Source organism: Neorhizobium alkalisoli (assembly GCF_007829835.1).
In the GTDB taxonomy this organism is placed as follows: Bacteria; Pseudomonadota; Alphaproteobacteria; order Rhizobiales; family Rhizobiaceae; genus Neorhizobium.
In genome coordinates this window covers 200,650-218,967 of the sequence record NZ_VIWP01000003.1, presented here as the reverse complement: position 1 = coordinate 218,967, position 18,318 = coordinate 200,650, and the positions used below count along the sequence as shown (strand labels likewise).

Below are 18,318 nucleotides of genomic sequence, written 5' to 3'. Positions count from 1 at the left end.
GGCGGGATTTGTGTCTATGCGCAGGGCGGCCTCAAACGGCCGCCGGCATTGCCACGACATGAACAGGACATTTTTTATGAGATCTGCGCTTTCCATCGCCACGCTTGCTCTGGCGACGTTTATCGCCGCGCCGAGTTTTGCCCAGCAGGCGGAGCCGTCTGCCACCGAAAAGCGCAACAAGGAAATCGTTCTCGATTTTTATGAAAAGGCGCTGAACCAGAAGGATTTTGCTGCCGCCTCCGTTTATCTCGGCACTTATACGCAGCACAATCCCAACGCGGCGGACGGGCCTGAGGGCCTCAAGAACTTTCTCGCCTTCCTGAAGGAAAAATACCCGCAGTCGCATAGCGAGATCAGACAGGTCTTTACGGACGGCGATTACGTCATCCTGCATGTCTTTGCGCTGCGCGAACCCGGCACACGCGGCAATGCCATCGTCGATATCTTTCGCCTCAAGGACGGGAAGATCGAGGAACATTGGGATGCCGTGCAGCCGATCCCGGAAAAATCTGCGAACACGAATACGATGTTCTGAGCTCAGCCCGCGATTTGTTCCGGCGTCGAGATGTCGATGCCGAATGGGGCGAAATGCTTGGTATTGCGGGTCACGATCGTCAGGTCGTGGATTTTGGCGGTCGCCGCGATCATCGCGTCGGCCATTCCCGGTTGATGGCCTTTCGACAATGCGAGGGCTTCCAACTCTCCGGCAACGATTGCCGCGTCTATATCGAAGGGCAATATCCGCTCCTCGAATATCGTGATCAACCGATCGAGCCAGCTGCGGATATCGGCTGCACGTGCCGTCGCCTTTTTGTGTTCAAGCAGCCGGGTGCCCTTTTCGATCTCGTGAACGGTAACGACCGAAAGATAAAGCGTGCCGGCTTCTTCCTGTTGCCGCAACCATGCCGCAAACGTTTTTGGCGCGCCTGGTCCGGATGGCGAGGCTATCGAGATGACGTTCGTATCGAGCAGAAATCCGCTCACAGATCGATATCCCGTGATGGCGTCCTGTTTCGCTCGAAATCGATCCCGTCACCGGCAGGGAATGCGAGAAGATGGTCGGCAAGACTGTGCTGTCGCGTCAGCGATACCTTCCTGGCAATCTCAGCGGCATCGACGCTGACCAGAACTGCGGCCGGTTTGCCATGACGGGTGATCGTGACGAATTCTCCGGCGCTCGCCTGATCGACGATGCTGGAAAAAGCTGCTTTCGCATCCTTCAGGCTGACTGTCGACATTGTAGCTCCGGCGTAAAAGGGTCACCTGTGACCACTTTACGCCGGTTGATTTTTTTAGACAAGCCGAAGCCCTTACCCCTTTAGTCGCGCCATCGAATAGGCATCGACGAAGCGGCCGTCGCGAAAAGCGAAATCCTTGAAATGGCCCTCGGTGACGAAGCCGTTTTTCTCATAGAGGCGGATGGCGCTTTGATTGTCGGTATAGACCGTCAGCTCGACGCGTTTCAGGTTCAGCCAGTTGTCGGCAATATCGAGTACGGCTTTCATCAGCGCCGAGCCGACGCCGCGGCCGTCAAAGTCGTCGTGGACGCCCATGCCAAGCGTCGCCGCATGCCGGCGTCGGCCCGAATTCGGTCCGAGAAAGATATCACCGATCACAAGCCCGTCGAGATCCGCGACCAGCCTGTTTGCCCCCGGCGCAGGGTTTTCCAGCCATTTGCGGGTTTCTGCGACGGTCTGGAAGGGCATGCGCAAGGTCCCGAAGCGGTAACCGGGCAGGTTGGCGAGCAGAGAAATCGCCTCCGCATCGTCCGGGGTTGCCGCGCGGATGACGAAGCCCTGAAGCTTGGCCGCTCGGGGTGGTTTTTCGCTGATATCGTCGTCCGGAATTTTCATGTCGCTCTCCTTGGTCTTGATGCCGAAGCAGAGCGGTATCTCCCGACCCTGCCAACGTTCGGCAGGGTGGTGGACGGATGACCGGCTAACGCGCCAAACCCGCCACACGCCCTGCAGGGCGGATGGTCATGGTAAGATGGGTAAGGGCGACGGTGTTGGTCATAGTGGGTATGAGGCCGGAAAAGCCGCGATGGGTCAAGGTGCCATATCTCACATTCTTTGCCGAATCGCCCAGCCGGCGCTAGAAGTCCCGGCACAATCATCCGGGACGGCTGCATTTGAAAACCATCGCCATCGATTTCGAAACCGCCAACGAGCAACGCGGCAGCGCCTGCTCGGTCGGGCTTGCCTGGATCGAGGATGGCCGGGTCGTCCGGGTCGAGGAGCGGTTGATCCGGCCGAAGGACATGCGGTTTTCCTCCTTCAACATCGCCGTCCACGGGATTACGCCTGATGACGTCGAGAATGCGGGTGAATTTCCCGAGGTGATGGACGAGTTCGCCGATGATTTTGTCGGCGCGACGATGATCGCCCATAATGCCGCCTTCGATTTCAGCGTCTGGCGGGCGACGCTCGACCAGTACCGGCAGTCCTATCCCGAGCTTTCCTATCTCTGCAGCGTCAAAATGGCGAAACATGCCTGGCCGCAGCTTGGCAGCCACAAGCTCAATGTTCTGGCCGGCCATCTCGGCCTGTCCTTTCGCCATCACAACGCGGCCGAGGATGCGGCAATCTGTGCCGAGGCGACGCTTGCGATTGCGCGGTCGGTGGGCGCCAAGCATGTGCGCGACATTCCGGGCAGGATCGGCATGACGGTCGGTCGGCTTTATGCCGGCGGATATGCGCCCTGTACGCTGCGGACACGCTGAACCGTCAAACCCGAAGGCGTATTGCAACATAGGCGAAAAATCCTATCTCTGATCACGGATCGTTGACCGGAGATTTTTGATGCGCCGACTTGCTTCCATCATGCCTGCAGCCGCGCTTGCGCTAGGCCTTTTTCAGACGCCTGCCTCCGCCGAAGTCGTCGGTCAGGTCGGTGTCGACTGGACCGGCAATGACATCGTGGTTGAGGCGCTGGCAGATCCGAAGGTGAAGGGCGTCACCTGTCATGTCACCTATTTCGATCGCGGTGTCATCGACCGCCTGAAGAACGGCAACTGGTTCGAGGATCCGTCGAACAATTCGATTTCCTGCAATCAGACCGGGCCGATCGAGATCGGCGATATCGATCTGTCCAAGGATGGCGACGAGGTGTTTCGCGCCGGCATGTCGCTGATCTGGAAGAAGATGGTCGTCAATCGAATCTACGACAAGGCGAACGACACGTTGATCTATCTCGTCCATACGCGCGAACTGACCGATGGTTCGGCCAAGATGGCGATCTCGACAGTGCCGCTCTACAACCAGAATCCGGTGTGGAAGAACGGCAAGCCGAAGCCGTGAGCTTCGACTGCCTTTAGCTGCTTTGGTTTCTTATGCCGCGATGCTGTAACCGCCATCGACATAGATCGTCTGCCCGGTGACATAGCGGGCTTCCGGGGACATCAGGAAGGCGGCCATGGCGCCGACCTGATCGATCGTGACCAGCTGCTTGATCGGCGCGCCGGCCAGCGTGTCCTCGATCAGGCCGTCGAGATCGACGAGGCCGGAGGCGGCGCGGGTGCGGACCGGGCCTGCAGACAACGCGTTGACGCGGATACCCTTTTCGCCGAGTTCGGAGGCTAGGTAACGGACACTGCTTTCCAGCGCCGCCTTGACCGGGCCCATCATGCCGTAACTGGATACCGCCCGTTCGGCGCCGAGATAGGAGAGGGTGACGACGGAGCCGCTGTCTTCCATCAGCGGTTCGGCATGGCGCACCATGCGGATCAGCGAATGGCAGGAAATGTCCATCGCCATCGAAAAACCTTCCGGCGAACAGTCGACGACGCGGCCGTGCAGATCGGCTTTAGGGGCAAAAGCGATGGCGTGCAGCATGAAGTCCAGCCGACCCCAGCGCTGCTTGATCGCGCCGAAAAGGGCCGACATCTCTTCCGGCCGGCCGACATCGAGCGGCATGATGATTTCTGCGCCGATTTCCTCGGCAAGCGGCCGGACATGAGGTTCGGCCTTGGCGTTCTGGTAGGTGATCGCAAGATCGACGCCGCGTGCCCTCAAAGCCTTGGCGCAGCCCCAGGCCAGCGAGTGTTCGTTTGCAACTCCGACAATAAGCGCCTTCATGTCGTCTCCCAATCCGATTTGAATTAGAGATAACTAAAATATATTGACGGCGGCCTGTCGAGCCAAGCTTCGAACTATGGTTACGGCTTTTGGTATATTTTGAAAGTGGCTGCTTCGTTGCCCGTGTGAACCGCACAGGTCGGTTCAAGGGGCGGGCTGCCATGGCAAAACCTCCGCGTGGCAGGGCCAGCGGAGGCTTCGATGTTGAGTGTTCTGCCTTGTATCAGGCGGCTTCGCGCGACAATTCGTCGGCGATGACGGTGTCGAGGTTGAGGAAGCAGACCATGGTCTTTTCCAGGGCAACGATGCCGCGGCAGAAATCGCGCTGGGCTTCCGGGATGATTTCCGGTGCCGGCTGCAGGTCTTCGCTCTTGATCGTCATCATGTCGGAAACCTGTTCGACCAGAAGGCCGACCAGCTTGCCGGCGATGTCCGTGACGATGATGGCGGAACGTTCCGACGGCTCGGTCATCTTCATGCCGAGGCGGCAGGCCATGTCGATGACCGGGATAACCGCGCCGCGCAGGTTGATGAGACCGAGCACGTAGGGCGGCGTATGCGGCATCGGCGTCACCGGCGCCCAGCCGCGAATTTCGCGGATCGCCATGATGTCGATACAGAACTCCTGGTCACCGAGATGGAAGGAGACGATTTCGAGATAGGCGCCGGACTGCTTGATGGCATTGCTCATGTCAGAACTCTTCCCATTTTTGGGCCGCATCTGCAGCCCTTACCGCTGCAGACGGGGTGTTGTTGTTGAAGGCGCCGGCCACTCTGGTCATCAGCGTGTGGGCAGGCGAGGGTCTGGTCGAAGGGCTCGGTCCTGCCGTCTCGACGAGACGTGGCCCGGCATTGCCCCTTATCTGGAATTGGCTGATCAGCCTGTTCAGGTTCTCGGCATCACCGGCAAGCGAATGGCTGGCGGCAGTACTCTGCTCCACCATGGCGGCATTCTGTTGCGTGGCTTGGTCCATCTGGGCGATCGCGGTATTGATTTCTGTCAGTCCGGTCGATTGTTCGCGCGCAGAAGTGAAGATCGAGTGAACATGATCGTTTATTTTCAGGACGTCATCGCCGATCCGGTCCAGCGCCTCGCCGGTTGCCTTGACGAGATCGACGCCGTTGCGCACTTCAAGGTTGGAGCGGCCGACCAGCGCCTTGATGTCCTTGGCGGCGCCTGCTGCCCGGCCTGCGAGTTCGCGGACTTCCTGGGCGACGACCGCAAAGCCTTTGCCGGCTTCCCCGGCTCGGGCGGCCTCGACACCGGCATTCAGCGCTAGAAGATTGGTCTGGAAGGCGATTTCATCGACGACATTGATGATCTTGCCGATCTCGGCCGTCGCATCCTCGATTCGCCCCATCGCAGCCGTCGCATTGCGCACGACAGTTTCCGACTGTTCGGCCGAGCTCTTTGCATGCGTCACCATCTCGCTTGCCTCCTGGGCGCGGTCGGTGGCGTTGCGAACTGTGGCGGTGATCTGGTCGAGTGCCGCGGATGTCTGTTCCAGCGAGGCGGCCTGTTTTTCGGTGCGCTTGGCAAGGTCGTCTGCAGCCGAGCGCATCTGGTTGGCGTTGGCGCCGATCGAGCTGGCATTGGTCGCGACCTCGGCCATCGTCACGCGCAGCTTGTCGGTGACCCGGTTGAAGTCGATCCGCAGCCGTTCGAGATCCTGACGGAAAGGCTTTTCGAGCGAGGCGGAAAGATCGCCTTCCGAAAGCTGGTTGAGACCCTTGGCGAGCGAATCGACGGCAAAATGCAGAGCGTCCGCATCGCCCTTCTGGTCGATCTCGCGTTTCTGCCGGCGGGCTTCGCTCTGCTGGCGTTCGTCGTCCAGGCGCAGCTGCAGACCTTCGCGCTCGACGGCGGCCTGACGGAAGACATCCGTCGAGCGGGCCATTTCTCCGATCTCGTCACCACGTTCCGTGCCGGGTACCGCGGTTGCGTAGTCGCCATTCATGATCCGCGTCATGCTGGCAGCGATACTGTTGATGCCGCGCCGGATCGCGCCGCCATGAATGGACTGGAGGATGAAGACGCTGACGAGGGCAAGCAGGCCAAAGCCGAACTGGATGTAGAGCGACTGGCTGGCAAGTGCCATCGTATGGGTCATACGCCGGTCGACCATGGCCTGGCCACCGGCGGAAAGAGTGGTGAGCATCGTGGTCAGCCGGCCGCCGGCGCCATCGATGGCGTCGTCCAGTCTGGCATATTCGGCTTCGGGCGCGCCACTTTCGACCAGGGTCTTGAGGTCGGACTGGATCGCCTTGGCGATCACATCGACATCGGTTCCGTAGGAGCTGACCAAGTCAGGCTTGCCGATCTCGGTCGCGAGCGAAGCCAGCGTCGAACCGCTGCCCTTCAATTGGGAAACGGCGTCGTTGATCGCCTTGAGGCGCTCGGGCTGGATCTGCTTGTCGTCGGCGTCGATGATCGTGTCCATCGCGGCAAGGACGAGCTGCAGGTTGGCAATGCGCAGCTCGTTGGCAATGTCGATCTGATGCTGGACCTCGGTCGTATGCTTCAGCGCCGTATCGATCTGCGTGCCTTCATACCAGCTGATCGCCAACATCGTGCCGATACCGGCAAGGGCGACGCCGCCAAGGGTCCAGAGGCGCTGGCTGACCGAAAGTGTCTTGCGAATGGAGGTTGCCGTCGTCATGCGGGTTGGGTCTCGCTGCCGGCGGCGCCGGCGATCGGTAAAGGAGGGCAGGCGCGAATGGTCTCCGGTGGCGTCATGTCGCCGGGATCATCGCTGGTGGCGCCTTTCACCGCGCAGACAATGCGCAGCGGAGCCGAATCGCGACTGATCGTGTTCGCAGGTTCAAGCCTGCCAGCGAGGCGTTAAACTTCCGCTAAGCATAAAATCTGCTGCCCCTTATTGTCCTCGCGAGCCTTGCCGGATGGCTGCGGCAAAACTCCTCAGCGGTGCCTGAAACGACTTATTGAATTGCGCTTCAACACCTGCGGCGTTATCGCTCTGGACATCCGGTCCTGCCTTGGTTCCCTCATGTGGTCCCGGCAATTCTGAAAGTTTTGGCATGACAATGTTTCGTACGGTCCTGTGGACTGCCGTTGTGATCCTCTCCGGTATTCTGATCTGGCTGACGCTCGAAGTGACGCGGTCGAAGCAGGAGATCAGCGAGGCGCCGTTCGGCGTGCCTTTCCAGCTCGTATCCCAGACCGGCCAGCCGATCACCGAAAAGGCCTTTCAGGACAAGCCTACGGCACTGTTCTTCGGCTTCACCCATTGCCCGGAAGTCTGCCCCACGACGCTGTTCGAGCTGAATGGCTGGCTGCATGAGGTCGATCCCGACGGGACGAAACTGAACGCCTATTTCATCAGCGTCGATCCGGAACGCGACACGCCGGAACTGCTCGGCCAGTATGTTTCCAATGTCACCGACCGGGTGAAGGGCATTTCCGGGGCGCCGGACAAGGTTCTGGAAATGGTCAAGGGTTTTAAGGTCTATGCCAAGAAGGTGCCGGTCAACGAGAAGGATCCGAACGGCGATTACACGATGGATCATACCGCTTCCGTCTTCCTTCTGAAGGATGGCGGACGGTTTGCCGGAACGATCGCTTATGGCGAGGATCCGGCGACGGCGGTGAAGAAACTCGACAATCTCATCAAGGGCTAGTGCCTTCTGCGCTTGAGGCGGACCGTGCTTCTGTGGCAATGCTCACCGCAAATGATACAAAAGCACGACTGTTAGGAAGAGGCGACGCCCTTGAGCGAGATCCGGCTATATGTCAGGGCGACGGAAAAGACCGCCCCTGAAATCCTAGAGCTTCTGTCTTTCGAGTTCGGCGAGGAAGACTATGCGATCGCCACGACGGAAGTGGACGAGAAAAAGGATCACTGGGAAGCCTCCGTCTATCTGATGATCGACGAGGAAGAGGAGATCCGGGCCCGCATCGCCCATGCGATCGAGGACGATTTTCCCGAAGCGGTGATCGAGCGCGAAGTCATTCCCGATGTCGACTGGATTGCCATGTCGCTCGAGGGCCTGAAGCCCGTCAGGGCAGGGCGTTTTCTCGTGCACGGCTCGCATGACCGCGACAAGGTGCAGGTCAACGATATCGCCATCGAGATCGATGCCGGCCAGGCCTTTGGCACCGGCCATCACGGCACGACGGCGGGCTGCCTCGAAATGATCGAGACCGTATTGCAGGCGACAACGCCGAAAAATGCGCTCGATCTCGGCACCGGCAGCGGTGTTCTGGCGATCGCCGTGCGCAAGATGCGCAATATCCCGGTTCTCGCGACCGATATCGATCCGGTGGCCGTTCGCGTGGCGCGCGAAAACGTGCGTCGCAACGGCATTTCCAACGGATTGCGGCTCGAAACGGCACCGGGCTTTCATTCGCCCGCCTTCGATCAGGACGGGCCTTTCGATCTGATCATCGCCAATATTCTGGCCAAGCCGCTGATGAAAATGGCGCCGCAGCTTGCGAGCCATCTGTCGCCGGGCGGTTCGATCATCCTGTCGGGCATCCTTGCAGCCCAGCGCTGGAAAGTGCTGGCCGCCTATAACGGCGCCCGCTGCCGTCATGTCAAAACCATCTGGCGCAATGGCTGGGTGACGATCCACCTGACACGCGGCTGATATTGCGCCGCACAATTGTATTTTGTGCATGGCTCTCAAAAATTCAGACACAAAAAACGGCAGCGAAGGCTGCCGTTTTTACGTATTCCGATTTCCTGATGCGTTCGCCGGCTTTTATTTGGCCGACGAAGTGATTGCTGAATAACAGCCTCAGAAAATGTAGGGGGTGGCACCCTTGCGGCGCAGTTCTGCGCGGGTGGTGCCGAGGCCTTCGAGCGTCTTGTCGTCGAGGCTGAGAAGCGCGCCGTTGACATAGCGGGAAACCTGCCGTTCGCGGGCTTCCATGACGCGGGTCAGAGCGTTGCGAAAAAACGAGTTTGCCATTTTGTCTCTCCGGGCGACAGGCCTTGTTCGGCGCCTGTCCATGTCCCTAACGTAAGCGCTTGCTTTAGTTTCAGGCAGGGGGCTTGCCTCAAGGGTGTTATGCACATCACGCATAGGTTGCTTCGTGTGGGACAAGGAGATCTTCGCATCTGCACAAGATCTGGGCTTCTCCACGGAGACGAGGCTCGAGACTGGCGGGACGGGTCGAAAATGGTCTAGCATGGTGTTCCACACATCATAACCGCCCGCACCTCGTCAGGGCCAAGCCGGATATCATCATGTTCCAGTCGTTCGAGACCAAGTCCGCCCCGCAATTCGGTCGCGAAAGGGTAACGGCCCTGCGCGCGCAGTTCTCCGATCTGGGGATCGACGGATTCTTGGTGCCGCGCGCGGATGAATATCAGGGCGAATATGTGCCCGAATCGGCCGAGCGCCTGTCCTGGCTGACGGGCTTTACCGGCTCTGCCGGCATGGCGCTCATCACGCAGCGTGAGGCTGTCGTCTTCGTCGACGGCCGGTACACGACCCAGCTTGCCGAACAGGTTGACGGTACTGTGTTTTCCGGTGGCGATCTGGTTGGCGAGCCGCCGCATCTGTGGATCTCGCGCCATGCGCCAAAAGGCTTTCGGCTGGGCATCGATCCCTGGCTGCATGCGGGCGCGGAAGTGAAGCGCCTGGAAAAGGCGCTGGCGGAGGTTGGCGGTTCGCTCGTGGCACTCTCCACCAATCCGCTCGACGCGATCTGGGCGGACCGGCCGGCCGAGCCGCTGGAGCCGGTGTCGATCCAGCAGGAGGCCCATGCCGGCCTGCCGGCTGCCGCAAAGCTTGCCGGGATTGCGGAAGATCTTGAGCCGAAGGGCATCAGCGCCGTTCTGATCACCGACCCGTCCTCCGTCGCCTGGATTTTCAATATCCGCGGCAATGACGTACCGCATACCCCACATCCGCTGGCGCGGGCGATCATTCCTGCCAAGGGCAAGGCCGAGATCTTCATCGACGACAAAAAACTTGGCGGCGAGCAGTCGGCCTATCTCGACGGTCTCGCGATCCGCCGCAGCCCGGCTGAATTTCTGGTCCGGCTGGCAGAGATCTCCAATGATGGTGCAAAAATCCTGGTCGATCCGGATCTGACGCCGCTCATCCTGACGACGGCGATCCGTGATGCGGGCGGCGAGGTGCTGGAAGGTACCGATCCGGCAAAAATGCCGCGCGCCTGCAAGAACAGGGCCGAGCTTGCCGGCTCGGCCCAGGCGCATCTGCAGGATGGCGCTGCGATGGTCGAATTCCTCTGCTGGCTCGATCGTCAGGCGCCGTCCTCGATCAGCGAGATCGATGCGGTCGAGGCGCTGGAGGCGGCGCGTGCCCGGGTCGGGCAGGCGATGCAGAACCCGCTCAAGGATGTTTCCTTCGATACCATTTCAGGCGCCGGCGAACATGGTGCCGTCATTCACTACCGGGTGACACGACAGAGCGACCGCAAACTCCTTCCCGGCGACCTGTTCCTGATCGATTCGGGTGCGCAATATATCAACGGCACGACCGATATTACCCGCACGGTTGCCGTCGGCGCGGTGCCGGAAGATCGCAAGCGGTTCTTCACGCTGGTGCTGAAGGGCATGATCGCGATCAGCATGGCGCGCTTTCCGCGCGGCACACGCGGCTGCGACCTCGATCCATTGGCGCGCATCGCGCTATGGAAGGCCGGCGCCGATTTTGCGCATGGTACGGGTCATGGCGTCGGCTCCTATCTGTCGGTGCATGAGGGACCGCAGCGGATTTCGCGCATGTCGACGCAGGAATTCCTGCCGGGCATGATTCTCTCCAACGAACCCGGCTATTACCGGCCCGGCTCGTTCGGCATCCGCATCGAGAACCTGATTTTTGTGAAACCGGCCGAGGAGATCGCGGGTGGTGATCAGCCGATGCTCGGTTTCGAGACGCTGACCTGGTGCCCGATCGACCGCCGGCTCGTGGTCGCCGAGCTGATGACGGTCGAAGAACTTGGCTGGCTGAACGACTATCACGACCAGACGCGCGAAAAGCTGCTGCCGCTGATCGACAGGCCAGAGGTCAGGGAGTGGCTGGAAGCGGCAACGGCGCCGATTGGCGCCGGAGCTTTAGAGGCCTATACCAAAACCGTGGCGGGCGGCCATGACCGCCGCCCAGCCGGCGGCGAGAATGGTCAGGCCCGGAAAGCGTAGCCCGACGATGAGGGCTGTGATCATGGCGATCTTGATGTCCCATCCGCCGTTGAAGAAGGGCGGCGCGACGAGCGTTGTCAGGACGGCGGCCGGAACCGCATTCAGCGCCGATTCGACGCGCGGCGGGATGCGCTTGAAGCCGCTGATCAGCAGATAGCCGCCGATCCGCGTAAAATAGGTGGCGATGCCGGCCATGACGATCAGCAGTAGCGTGTGATTGTCGACGCTGAACATGCCGGTTTCCGTGCTCATATTGTCCATCTTAGCCGGGCTCCTTTTCGAGGCCCGCAATATCCTTCTGTTCGCCCGCCTGTGCCGGTGGCGGCAGGATGGCGGCAATCGCTATGCCGAAGGCGGCGCCGACGCTGATATGCCAGGGCGAACCGACGATATGATAGGAGGCGACCGAGCCGACCGCGCCCGCCAGCATGACGGGGAAGAAATTATGTCTTGTGCGGAAGCCCATGGTGAGACCGAGGAAATAGACCGGCAGAAGCACGTCGATGCCGATCGCCTTCGGATCACCGATCAGGCTGCCGAAAAAGGCGCCGATCATGGTGTTGACGACCCAGCCGACCCAGACGACGCCGCCCATGCTCATATACCAGAGGACAGTGACCGGCTTGCCGGCTTCCTCGCGTTTTTCCGTCTCGGCGAATTGCGGATCAACCAGCAGGAAGAAGGCAAGGAGGCGCTGTATCAGCGGAAAGCGGCCGATGATCGGTGCCAGCGCTGCCGAATAAAGCACGTGGCGAAAATTGACCGCAAGGACGGAGAGCACGATCACCCAGGCGGCGACGTGATGGCCGAAGAGTTCTATCCCGACCAGCTGGCTTGCGCCGCCATAGACCAGCGCGCTCATCAGCGCCGCCTCTGCCAGGCTGAAACCGTTATCGACGGCGATGGCGCCAAAAAGAATGCCGAAGGGGGCCGAGGAGAGGGCGACGACAAAGCCCTTTTTCATGCCGTTGGTGAACTGCTCGCTGCGCGTCATGGTCTGGCCGGTCTTTTCCGTTGCAGGTCGTGGCTTGCAGGAGCTTTTTCTCCAGACCGGCCAAAACAACGGGCCGGCCGCCTGACCTTCGGCTGCGTTTAGGCGCAGGCGCGGCGGCTGACAATCGAATTGCGTTTATAGACGCATTGATTTTTCTGAATTGTCGGGGATTTTTCGGGTGGCCGAGAGATGGGCGAGGGCGCCTCGCCGTCCAAAAGATCAGTCCGCGAGGATCTCGGCACTGGTGATGATGCCGACGCCTTTCGTCTTCATCTCTTCGATCGCCGCCTTGACGCCTTCTGGATCTATCCCGCGGCTGGCGTCCGAGATGAACCGCACTTTCACACCCGGCAGCATTTCGACTGCATCGAGCGCCGAAAACTTTACGCAATAGTCCGTCGCAAGGCCGCAGACGTCGAGTTCGCTCACCTGCTGTGCGCGCAGATAACCGGCAAGTCCGGTCAGCGCCGCCTGGTCGTTGTCGCGAAAGGCGGAATAACTGTCGACGGCGGGGTTTTCGCCCTTCTGCTGAACATAGTCGATGGCCTCGACATTGAGATCGGGATGGAATTCCGCATCGGCCGTGCCCTGGACGCAGTGGTCCGGCCACATGACCTGCGGCTGGCCCGAAAGTTCGCCCATGTCGAACGGTTTCTTGCCCGCATGCTGCGAAGCAAAGCTGCCGTGATTCGCCGGATGCCAGTCCTGCGAGGCGGTGATGACATCATAACCGCCATCCTCGATCAGCCGGTTGGCAATCGCCACGACCTCATCGCCATGCGCCACCGGCAGATTGCCGCCGGGGCAAAAACCGTTCTGGATGTCGACGAGCAGCAGGGCTTTCATGGGTTTATCCTCCAATATTTGCAGCAGAGACCATGCCAAGAGCCGCCGCGTCGATCAAGCGGCTTGTCCGTGACCTGTCCGGCAGTGTTGTCGGCATGTCTCGCCGATGAGGGAATTTACCTAGTAAAAAATGCAATCAAAAAGAGAATTAGAAATCTCTTGTTAAGAATATTAGCAAATATTTATATGCGTAAACACCGGAGAGGAAAACCCGATGAAGCCGCGTATAACGACCAGTCTGATCGCTCTGCCGCTGGCCTTTTATCCGATGCTCGGTGCCGGCAAAGCCCATGCGGATCCGGCTCTCGTCGATGTCTGCTCCGGTCTCAGCGTCAAGCTTCCGGCGCTTGACCCAGTCACCAGCGGTCTCAGCGGATTGCTTGGTTCTGTCCTCAGCCTCGGCAACGCCGTTGATCTCAACCTCGTCGATGCGCTGAACGGCAAGCAGCTCGGCGTCTCGGTTCTCGACCAGAACACCAATACGCTGGTCAGCGCACCTTCGGATTGCGCCCTTTCCACAGATTCGGTTGCGATCGACGCAAATGCCGGCATTTCCATGGGCGGCGGCCAGCTGACCGGGCTTGGCGGTGCCGGCAATGGTACGGCGGCCGCTGGCGAGTTCAACTCGGTGGCAATCGGCAATGGTGCTGCGACATCCGCCAGCGCTGCTAATTCGATCGCTCTCGGCCTGCGCGGTACGGTAACGGCAACGGATGGTGTGGCAATCGGTCGTGATGCCAATGTCGGCGTCACCGGCGGTGTGGCGATCGGTGCCGGTTCGGTCGCCGACCGGTCGGGAATGAATGGCGCGGCCGAAGCCTTTTCCGGTCAGACCGTGGCCTCGACCTCCGGTGCTCTGTCGGTCGGCAGTGCCGGCAGCGAACGGCAGATCACCAATGTCGCCGGTGGTACGGCCGATACGGATGCGGTCAATGTCCGCCAGCTGCGTGCCGTCGATAGCGGGATGAAACAGAACATCACCAATGTGGCGGTCAGCCTTGGCGGCGGCGCATCCTATGACGCGACCACCAATGTCTTTGTCGGCCCCAGCTACACGCTGCGCGGCAATACCTATACGGATGTCGGCTCCGCGGTGAACGCGCTGAATTCCTTCATCGGAGGTGCCGGTACCAATGGCGCGGTTGCCGCCAACAATGTCACTGGGCTTCCCGATGCGGTTGCGGTCGGCGCGGATGCGACGGCGGTCGGTTACGGCGCGAGTGCCGCCCATGCCAACAGCACCGCGATCGGCCGCGGCGCCACCACGACGCGGGCAGGGCAGGTGATGATCGGCACCGCCGACAATACCTATACGATGGCAGGTGTTGCCTCCGCCGCCAGCCGCGCTGCCCAGAGCGGTGCGACACGGGTGCTGACAACGGATGCGGCGGGCAATATCGCCGCCTCGAATATCGATCTTGCCGGCATGAGTTCAGATATTGCCGGCCTCAGAGGCGATATTTCCGAGCTGAGCGGTGACATCTCCAAGCTGCGCAAGGAATCGCGACAGGGTATCGCCGCGGCCATGGCGATGACCTCGGCACCGCGCCCTTCCGCACCGGGCAAGACCACATGGGGCACCAATGTCGCCGCCTATCAGGGGCAGGTCGCCACCAGCTTTGCAATGTCGCACATGTTCGACACCAACTATCCGGTGATCCTCGACGCGGCAGTCGGTTATGCGCCGGGCGGCTCGGCCGGTGTCCGGGTCGGCGTCAGCGGCGAGTTCTAAAAGTTTCCGGGCTTGAAGAAGGCCTGACAGTTAGCTGGTCGACTATCCCCCCTCCGGTCGATCCAGCCAGTTCCACCCCGCGCTCCCCCCGCGGGGTGGAATCTTTTTAGGCTGTCGATTCGTGCGGGACGACGGCTTCCCATATTCTCGGCAAAAGATTCTGCGATATTTCTATATAGTAAAACGGAATTCCGCTTTGCTCCGCATATCCGGCATGGGGTTGCTCGCCCGCTTGGCGCGTTAAACCTATATGGTCCTCCATAGATTGGAGTTCCCCATGTCGCTTTCCTCCTCGCTCGACCGGTCGAGCGCTCCGCCCCTCGGCACGCCGGGGCTGCTTGCCCTTATCGTTCTCGTCATCGGCATCGTTGCTCTTGGCATGACCTATGGTCCGGCCCAGGGTGCGCTGTTCCTGATCGGCGGCGCGCTCGGCATGTCGCTTTATCATGCGGCCTTCGGTTTCACCTCGGCCTGGCGTGTCTTCATTGCCGAGGGCAGGGGGCGTGGCCTGCGGGTGCAGATGATCCTGCTGGCACTGGCCGTCGTCCTGTTTTTCCCGGTTCTCGCCGGCGGGTCGCTGTTCGGCCATGAGGTGCGCGGCTCGGTCTCGCCGGCCGGTACCGGCGTTCTGATCGGTGCCTTCATGTTCGGCATCGGCATGTAGCTCGGCGGCGGCTGCGCATCCGGCACGCTGTTTACCGCCGGCGGCGGTAATGCCCGCATGCTGGTGACGCTGTTCTTCTTCGTTGTCGGTTCGGTTCTCGCGACGATCAATTTCACCTGGTGGACCAGCCTTCCGTCGCTGCCGCCGATCTCCTTCGTCCAAAGTTTTGGCGCGATTGGCGGCATTGCCGTGTCGCTCGCAATCTTTGCCGCCATCGCCGCACTCACCGTTGTGGTCGAGAAGCGCCGCAACGGCGTGCTCGAAAAGGAACCGGCCTCGCCGCGCGAAGGTTTTTCGCGCTATCTGCGCGGGCCCTGGCCGCTGGTTTTCGGCGCCGTTGCGCTTGCGCTTCTCAATTTCGCGACGCTGGCGATCGCAGGCCGCCCCTGGGGCGTTACCTCCGCCTTCGCGCTCTGGGGCGCCAAGGGCGCGCAGCTGATCGGCATCGATCCGACCGCCTGGGCCTATTGGCAGCAGCCGGGCAATGCCAAGGCTCTGGCCGAAAGCGTCTTTGCCGACATTACGTCGGTCATGGATTTCGGCATCATTGCCGGCGCAATGCTGGCTTCGGCACTGGCCGGCCGGTTTGCCCCGAGTTTTGACATTCCACTGCGCTCGGTGCTTGCCGCCGTAGCCGGGGGCCTGCTGCTCGGTTATGGCGCGCGCATCGCTTATGGCTGCAATATCGGCGCCTATTTCTCCGGCATCGCCTCGGGCAGCCTGCATGGCTATCTCTGGGCCGTCGCGGCCTTTGCCGGCAACATCGTCGGCGTACGCCTGCGGCCGTGGTTCTTCCTCGAGCGCAGCTTCGTCCGCAAGATCGACGGCTGAGCCGTTCCGTCTTTATCCCGACATGTTTCGCCGCCGGCTTAACTCCGGCGGCGTTTTTGATTCCAGCACCTGCCAGACGTCGTGACACGGTGTTTTCCGCGGAGACTGGCAAGCGATTCGATTCGTTTCCGGTTTTCGGAAAAGGCGTTTTCCGTGAATATCTTGGCCGGTTCGAAACGAATCGCAACATTCGGGCTTGGCAAGGCCATTTTTGTGCAGGCTTGCATCAGTCTGTGCTTAACTAGGAAAATTAACGTTTTCGCCTTGAAAGAAAGGACGTTAGTCGCTAAACAGCAACAGTCGGCGGGACGACTTGCCTCATTTGCTGCACCGGAGGGACATTCGGGTGCCGTATTTCGGTTAAAGTTCTGGCGGCATGCGCTTTTATGTGCACCACCGAAACCACACTCGGGGCGACGTAAAGACATTGGTTACCATAATCGTTCATTCTCATGACCAGTCGAAAGACGGCAGTGAGCAGGTTTTGTCTGCGTCTGTGTTTCGACGTGATCTTTCCGGTAAGTCGGCGAAGGCTGGCCTTACCCGTGTGAGTAACGGTTTGGGTAACAAGTGATGGCGCGTTCTTCAGCAGTTTCAGCCGCAAATTCGGTTTCCGGCAAAAAATCCCGCAAGGCGCCAGTTCGCCGCAAGAAATCCCGCTCGCTTCTGTTCAATATGACCATCGGCTTCGGCCTGGCCGGTGCAGCCTTGTTCGGCGCCTCGCTGGTGACGGTCGCGACCTCGGTGAAGTCGGCCTCGGGTGTGAAGTTCGAAACCGCGCTGGTCACACAGAGCTTTGTTCACGCGCAACCTTCCAGCGCCCGTCAGGTGGCTGCGGTCGCCGAGCGCGATATCGATGTTTCGAAATTTTCGCGGCTCCCTGGCAGTGCCTCGGCCGAGCCCAAGGCCGGGCGTCTTGCCGGCGCCGATCTGGCCGCGCTCTCGGCGCGCAAGCCGGATGCCGAAAGCGTGCGGCAGATGCTGCATGTTGCGATGGCCAAGGCTTCGCGTCATGAGCAGTCCGAACAGCAGTTCGCTTCGCTCGAGAAGATCAGGCCGGATGCGGCTGCCATCAAGGCCGTGCTCGGCCCGGCCATGGCAAGCCTTGTCGTCGTTGCGCCGCGAGGCGAAAACGATGCCATGCCTGACCTCATCCAGGGCGTTCAGCCGGCTGTCGCCGTTGCCGACCTGAAGGACATGCAGCCGGTCGAGATGGCCTCGCTCGAGGACAATTCGACCGATCAGGACGACGGCGATTCGATGGAACTCGTCGAAGAGGCTCCGATCCCGACACCGGCACCGGAAATGCCGCAGGCTCCGGCGATCGCGCAGCAGTCGCTGCCGAAATCCGGCCCGCTTCCGGTCATCCTGCGCCCGTCAATGCCGGCACTTGCCAGTGCGGATGCGAAGCCTGCCAAGCCGAATGCGCTTGCCGCGATCGCAGCCGTTGCGCCGCAGAAGACCACCAAGGATGGTCCGGACGACGAAAAGCCGACCGTGCTCGCCTTTGCAAAGCCTGACAATCCGATGCGGGAAGAGCCTCAGCGCGTCGCACCTGCGCCGAACTGGCCGGGAATCGGTGCAAAGGTCGCCGTCTACGATATCACCGGTGGCGTGGTTTACATGCCGAACGGCACCAAGCTCGAAGCCCATTCCGGCATCGGCGGCATGCGCGATAACCCGTCCTTCACCCATGTGAAGATGCGTGGCCCGACGCCGCCCGGCACCTACAAGCTCTCCATGCGTGAAAGCCTGTTCCACGGCGTGGCGGCGATCCGCCTGACGCCGACCGACGGCAAGGCTCCGCAGGGCCGCACCGGCCTCCTGGCGCACAGCTTCCTTCTCCGCGTCCGCGGTGATAGCCACGGCTGCGTTGCCTTTGCCGAATACGACAAGTTCCTCGGCGCCTTCAAGCGCGGCGAAGTCACCCATATGGTCATCGTGCCCAAGTATGACGGCAAGCGTCCGGGTCGCGGCACCAATGGTGGCTTCATGGCCAAGCTGTTCGGCAATAACGACGCTTGATCCACCGGTAAAACGCG

Annotated in this window: 18 protein-coding genes and 1 pseudogene; 9 read left to right on the top strand and 10 right to left on the bottom strand. The window is 60.8% G+C overall.

The genetic code is table 11. The annotated features are described in order from the left end of the window. Positions 1–76: 76 nt before the first annotated feature. Positions 77–535: a nuclear transport factor 2 family protein gene (locus tag FHW37_RS11905; RefSeq protein WP_145636520.1), complete on the top strand. Its 459-nt coding sequence runs from the start codon at positions 77–79 to the stop codon at positions 533–535. Between the two features lie 2 nt (positions 536–537). On the opposite strand, the gene FHW37_RS11900 is transcribed toward FHW37_RS11905, so the two are convergent. The 3 genes from FHW37_RS11900 to FHW37_RS11890 all read right to left on the bottom strand — a co-directional run bounded on the left by FHW37_RS11900 (position 538) and on the right by FHW37_RS11890 (position 1,853). Beyond that, a complete protein-coding gene (locus FHW37_RS11900; RefSeq protein ID WP_145636518.1) occupies positions 538–984 on the bottom strand; it encodes a type II toxin-antitoxin system VapC family toxin in 447 nt (148 codons plus the stop codon). Further along, the gene (locus FHW37_RS11895; protein ID WP_145636516.1) at positions 981–1,238 is read right to left on the bottom strand and encodes a type II toxin-antitoxin system Phd/YefM family antitoxin; all 258 of its coding nucleotides are present in this window, start codon (positions 1,236–1,238) and stop codon (positions 981–983) included. Before FHW37_RS11895 ends, FHW37_RS11900 begins: the two co-directional genes overlap by 4 nt. A gap of 72 nt (positions 1,239–1,310) precedes the next feature. Beyond that, entirely contained in the window at positions 1,311–1,853 is a 543-nt protein-coding gene (locus FHW37_RS11890; protein ID WP_145636512.1) for a GNAT family N-acetyltransferase, read from the bottom strand. A 278-nt stretch (positions 1,854–2,131) separates the two neighbouring features. Here FHW37_RS11890 and FHW37_RS11885 point away from each other — a divergent pair, with 278 nt between their 5' ends. Next, positions 2,132–2,722 (top strand): 3'-5' exonuclease, encoded by a 591-nt coding sequence (locus FHW37_RS11885; protein ID WP_145636510.1) that lies wholly within the window; start codon positions 2,132–2,134, stop codon positions 2,720–2,722. A gap of 79 nt (positions 2,723–2,801) precedes the next feature. Beyond that, positions 2,802–3,299 (top strand): CreA family protein, encoded by a 498-nt coding sequence (locus tag FHW37_RS11880; RefSeq protein WP_145636508.1) that lies wholly within the window; start codon positions 2,802–2,804, stop codon positions 3,297–3,299. A gap of 30 nt (positions 3,300–3,329) precedes the next feature. On the opposite strand, the gene fabI is transcribed toward FHW37_RS11880, so the two are convergent. From fabI to FHW37_RS11865, 3 genes are all read right to left on the bottom strand, one after another. Further along, positions 3,330–4,076: an enoyl-ACP reductase FabI gene (gene fabI / locus FHW37_RS11875; protein WP_145636506.1), complete on the bottom strand. Its 747-nt coding sequence runs from the start codon at positions 4,074–4,076 to the stop codon at positions 3,330–3,332. 223 nt (positions 4,077–4,299) lie between these two features. Beyond that, a complete protein-coding gene (locus FHW37_RS11870; protein ID WP_145636504.1) occupies positions 4,300–4,767 on the bottom strand; it encodes a chemotaxis protein CheW in 468 nt (155 codons plus the stop codon). 1 nt (position 4,768) lies between these two features. Continuing rightward, positions 4,769–6,736 (bottom strand): methyl-accepting chemotaxis protein, encoded by a 1,968-nt coding sequence (locus tag FHW37_RS11865; RefSeq protein ID WP_145636502.1) that lies wholly within the window; start codon positions 6,734–6,736, stop codon positions 4,769–4,771. Positions 6,737–7,115: 379 nt separating this feature from the next. Between FHW37_RS11865 and FHW37_RS11860 the strand changes: the two genes are divergently transcribed. Together FHW37_RS11860 and FHW37_RS11855 are read left to right on the top strand one after the other, a co-directional pair. Further along, positions 7,116–7,715, top strand: coding sequence for an SCO family protein (locus FHW37_RS11860; RefSeq protein WP_145636500.1), 600 nt, complete (start codon positions 7,116–7,118; stop codon positions 7,713–7,715). Positions 7,716–7,805: 90 nt separating this feature from the next. Next, entirely contained in the window at positions 7,806–8,684 is an 879-nt protein-coding gene (locus FHW37_RS11855; RefSeq protein WP_145636497.1) for a 50S ribosomal protein L11 methyltransferase, read from the top strand. Positions 8,685–8,834: 150 nt separating this feature from the next. Here FHW37_RS11855 and FHW37_RS33540 read toward each other — a convergent pair whose 3' ends face one another. Continuing rightward, positions 8,835–9,008, bottom strand: a complete 174-nt coding sequence (locus FHW37_RS33540) for a hypothetical protein (RefSeq protein WP_186458232.1) — start codon at positions 9,006–9,008, stop codon at positions 8,835–8,837. 278 nt (positions 9,009–9,286) lie between these two features. Here FHW37_RS33540 and FHW37_RS11850 point away from each other — a divergent pair, with 278 nt between their 5' ends. Next, on the top strand, positions 9,287–11,209 hold the full coding sequence (locus FHW37_RS11850; RefSeq protein WP_145636495.1) for an aminopeptidase P family protein: 1,923 nt from the start codon (positions 9,287–9,289) through the stop codon (positions 11,207–11,209). Here FHW37_RS11850 and FHW37_RS11845 read toward each other — a convergent pair. The 3 genes from FHW37_RS11845 to pncA form a co-directional block, all read right to left on the bottom strand. After that, entirely contained in the window at positions 11,126–11,443 is a 318-nt protein-coding gene (locus tag FHW37_RS11845; RefSeq protein WP_145637990.1) for an AzlD family protein, read from the bottom strand. The genes FHW37_RS11850 and FHW37_RS11845 overlap by 84 nt on opposite strands. Positions 11,444–11,471: 28 nt before the next feature. Continuing rightward, a complete protein-coding gene (locus tag FHW37_RS11840; protein ID WP_145636493.1) occupies positions 11,472–12,203 on the bottom strand; it encodes an AzlC family ABC transporter permease in 732 nt (243 codons plus the stop codon). A 219-nt stretch (positions 12,204–12,422) separates the two neighbouring features. Continuing rightward, on the bottom strand, positions 12,423–13,049 hold the full coding sequence (gene pncA, locus FHW37_RS11835) for a bifunctional nicotinamidase/pyrazinamidase (RefSeq protein WP_145636491.1): 627 nt from the start codon (positions 13,047–13,049) through the stop codon (positions 12,423–12,425). 214 nt (positions 13,050–13,263) lie between these two features. Between pncA and FHW37_RS11830 the strand changes: the two genes are divergently transcribed. The 3 genes and pseudogenes from FHW37_RS11830 (at position 13,264) to FHW37_RS11820 (ending at position 18,301) form a co-directional block, all read left to right on the top strand. Then, positions 13,264–14,781, top strand: a complete 1,518-nt coding sequence (locus FHW37_RS11830) for a YadA-like family protein (RefSeq protein WP_145636489.1) — start codon at positions 13,264–13,266, stop codon at positions 14,779–14,781. A 277-nt stretch (positions 14,782–15,058) separates the two neighbouring features. Further along, positions 15,059–16,276 (top strand): annotated as a pseudogene (locus tag FHW37_RS11825) (YeeE/YedE family protein). 573 nt (positions 16,277–16,849) lie between these two features. Continuing rightward, a complete protein-coding gene (locus tag FHW37_RS11820) occupies positions 16,850–18,301 on the top strand; it encodes a tlde1 domain-containing protein (RefSeq protein WP_246690743.1) in 1,452 nt (483 codons plus the stop codon). The last annotated feature ends 17 nt before the right edge of the window (positions 18,302–18,318 follow it).

Coding starts and splice junctions, on each gene's coding strand:
- FHW37_RS11820 (WP_246690743.1), top strand. CDS start 16,850: ATGGCGCGTTCTTCAGCAGTTTCAGCCGCAAATTCGGTTTCCGGCAAA.
- FHW37_RS11890 (WP_145636512.1), bottom strand. CDS start 1,853: ATGAAAATTCCGGACGACGATATCAGCGAAAAACCACCCCGAGCGGCC.
- FHW37_RS11830 (WP_145636489.1), top strand. CDS start 13,264: ATGAAGCCGCGTATAACGACCAGTCTGATCGCTCTGCCGCTGGCCTTT.
- FHW37_RS11845 (WP_145637990.1), bottom strand. CDS start 11,443: ATGTTCAGCGTCGACAATCACACGCTACTGCTGATCGTCATGGCCGGC.
- fabI (WP_145636506.1), bottom strand. CDS start 4,076: ATGAAGGCGCTTATTGTCGGAGTTGCAAACGAACACTCGCTGGCCTGG.
- pncA (WP_145636491.1), bottom strand. CDS start 13,049: ATGAAAGCCCTGCTGCTCGTCGACATCCAGAACGGTTTTTGCCCCGGC.
- FHW37_RS11860 (WP_145636500.1), top strand. CDS start 7,116: ATGACAATGTTTCGTACGGTCCTGTGGACTGCCGTTGTGATCCTCTCC.
- FHW37_RS11905 (WP_145636520.1), top strand. CDS start 77: ATGAGATCTGCGCTTTCCATCGCCACGCTTGCTCTGGCGACGTTTATC.
- FHW37_RS11880 (WP_145636508.1), top strand. CDS start 2,802: ATGCGCCGACTTGCTTCCATCATGCCTGCAGCCGCGCTTGCGCTAGGC.
- FHW37_RS11870 (WP_145636504.1), bottom strand. CDS start 4,767: ATGAGCAATGCCATCAAGCAGTCCGGCGCCTATCTCGAAATCGTCTCC.
- FHW37_RS11850 (WP_145636495.1), top strand. CDS start 9,287: ATGTTCCAGTCGTTCGAGACCAAGTCCGCCCCGCAATTCGGTCGCGAA.
- FHW37_RS11840 (WP_145636493.1), bottom strand. CDS start 12,203: ATGACGCGCAGCGAGCAGTTCACCAACGGCATGAAAAAGGGCTTTGTC.
- FHW37_RS33540 (WP_186458232.1), bottom strand. CDS start 9,008: ATGGCAAACTCGTTTTTTCGCAACGCTCTGACCCGCGTCATGGAAGCC.
- FHW37_RS11865 (WP_145636502.1), bottom strand. CDS start 6,736: ATGACGACGGCAACCTCCATTCGCAAGACACTTTCGGTCAGCCAGCGC.
- FHW37_RS11895 (WP_145636516.1), bottom strand. CDS start 1,238: ATGTCGACAGTCAGCCTGAAGGATGCGAAAGCAGCTTTTTCCAGCATC.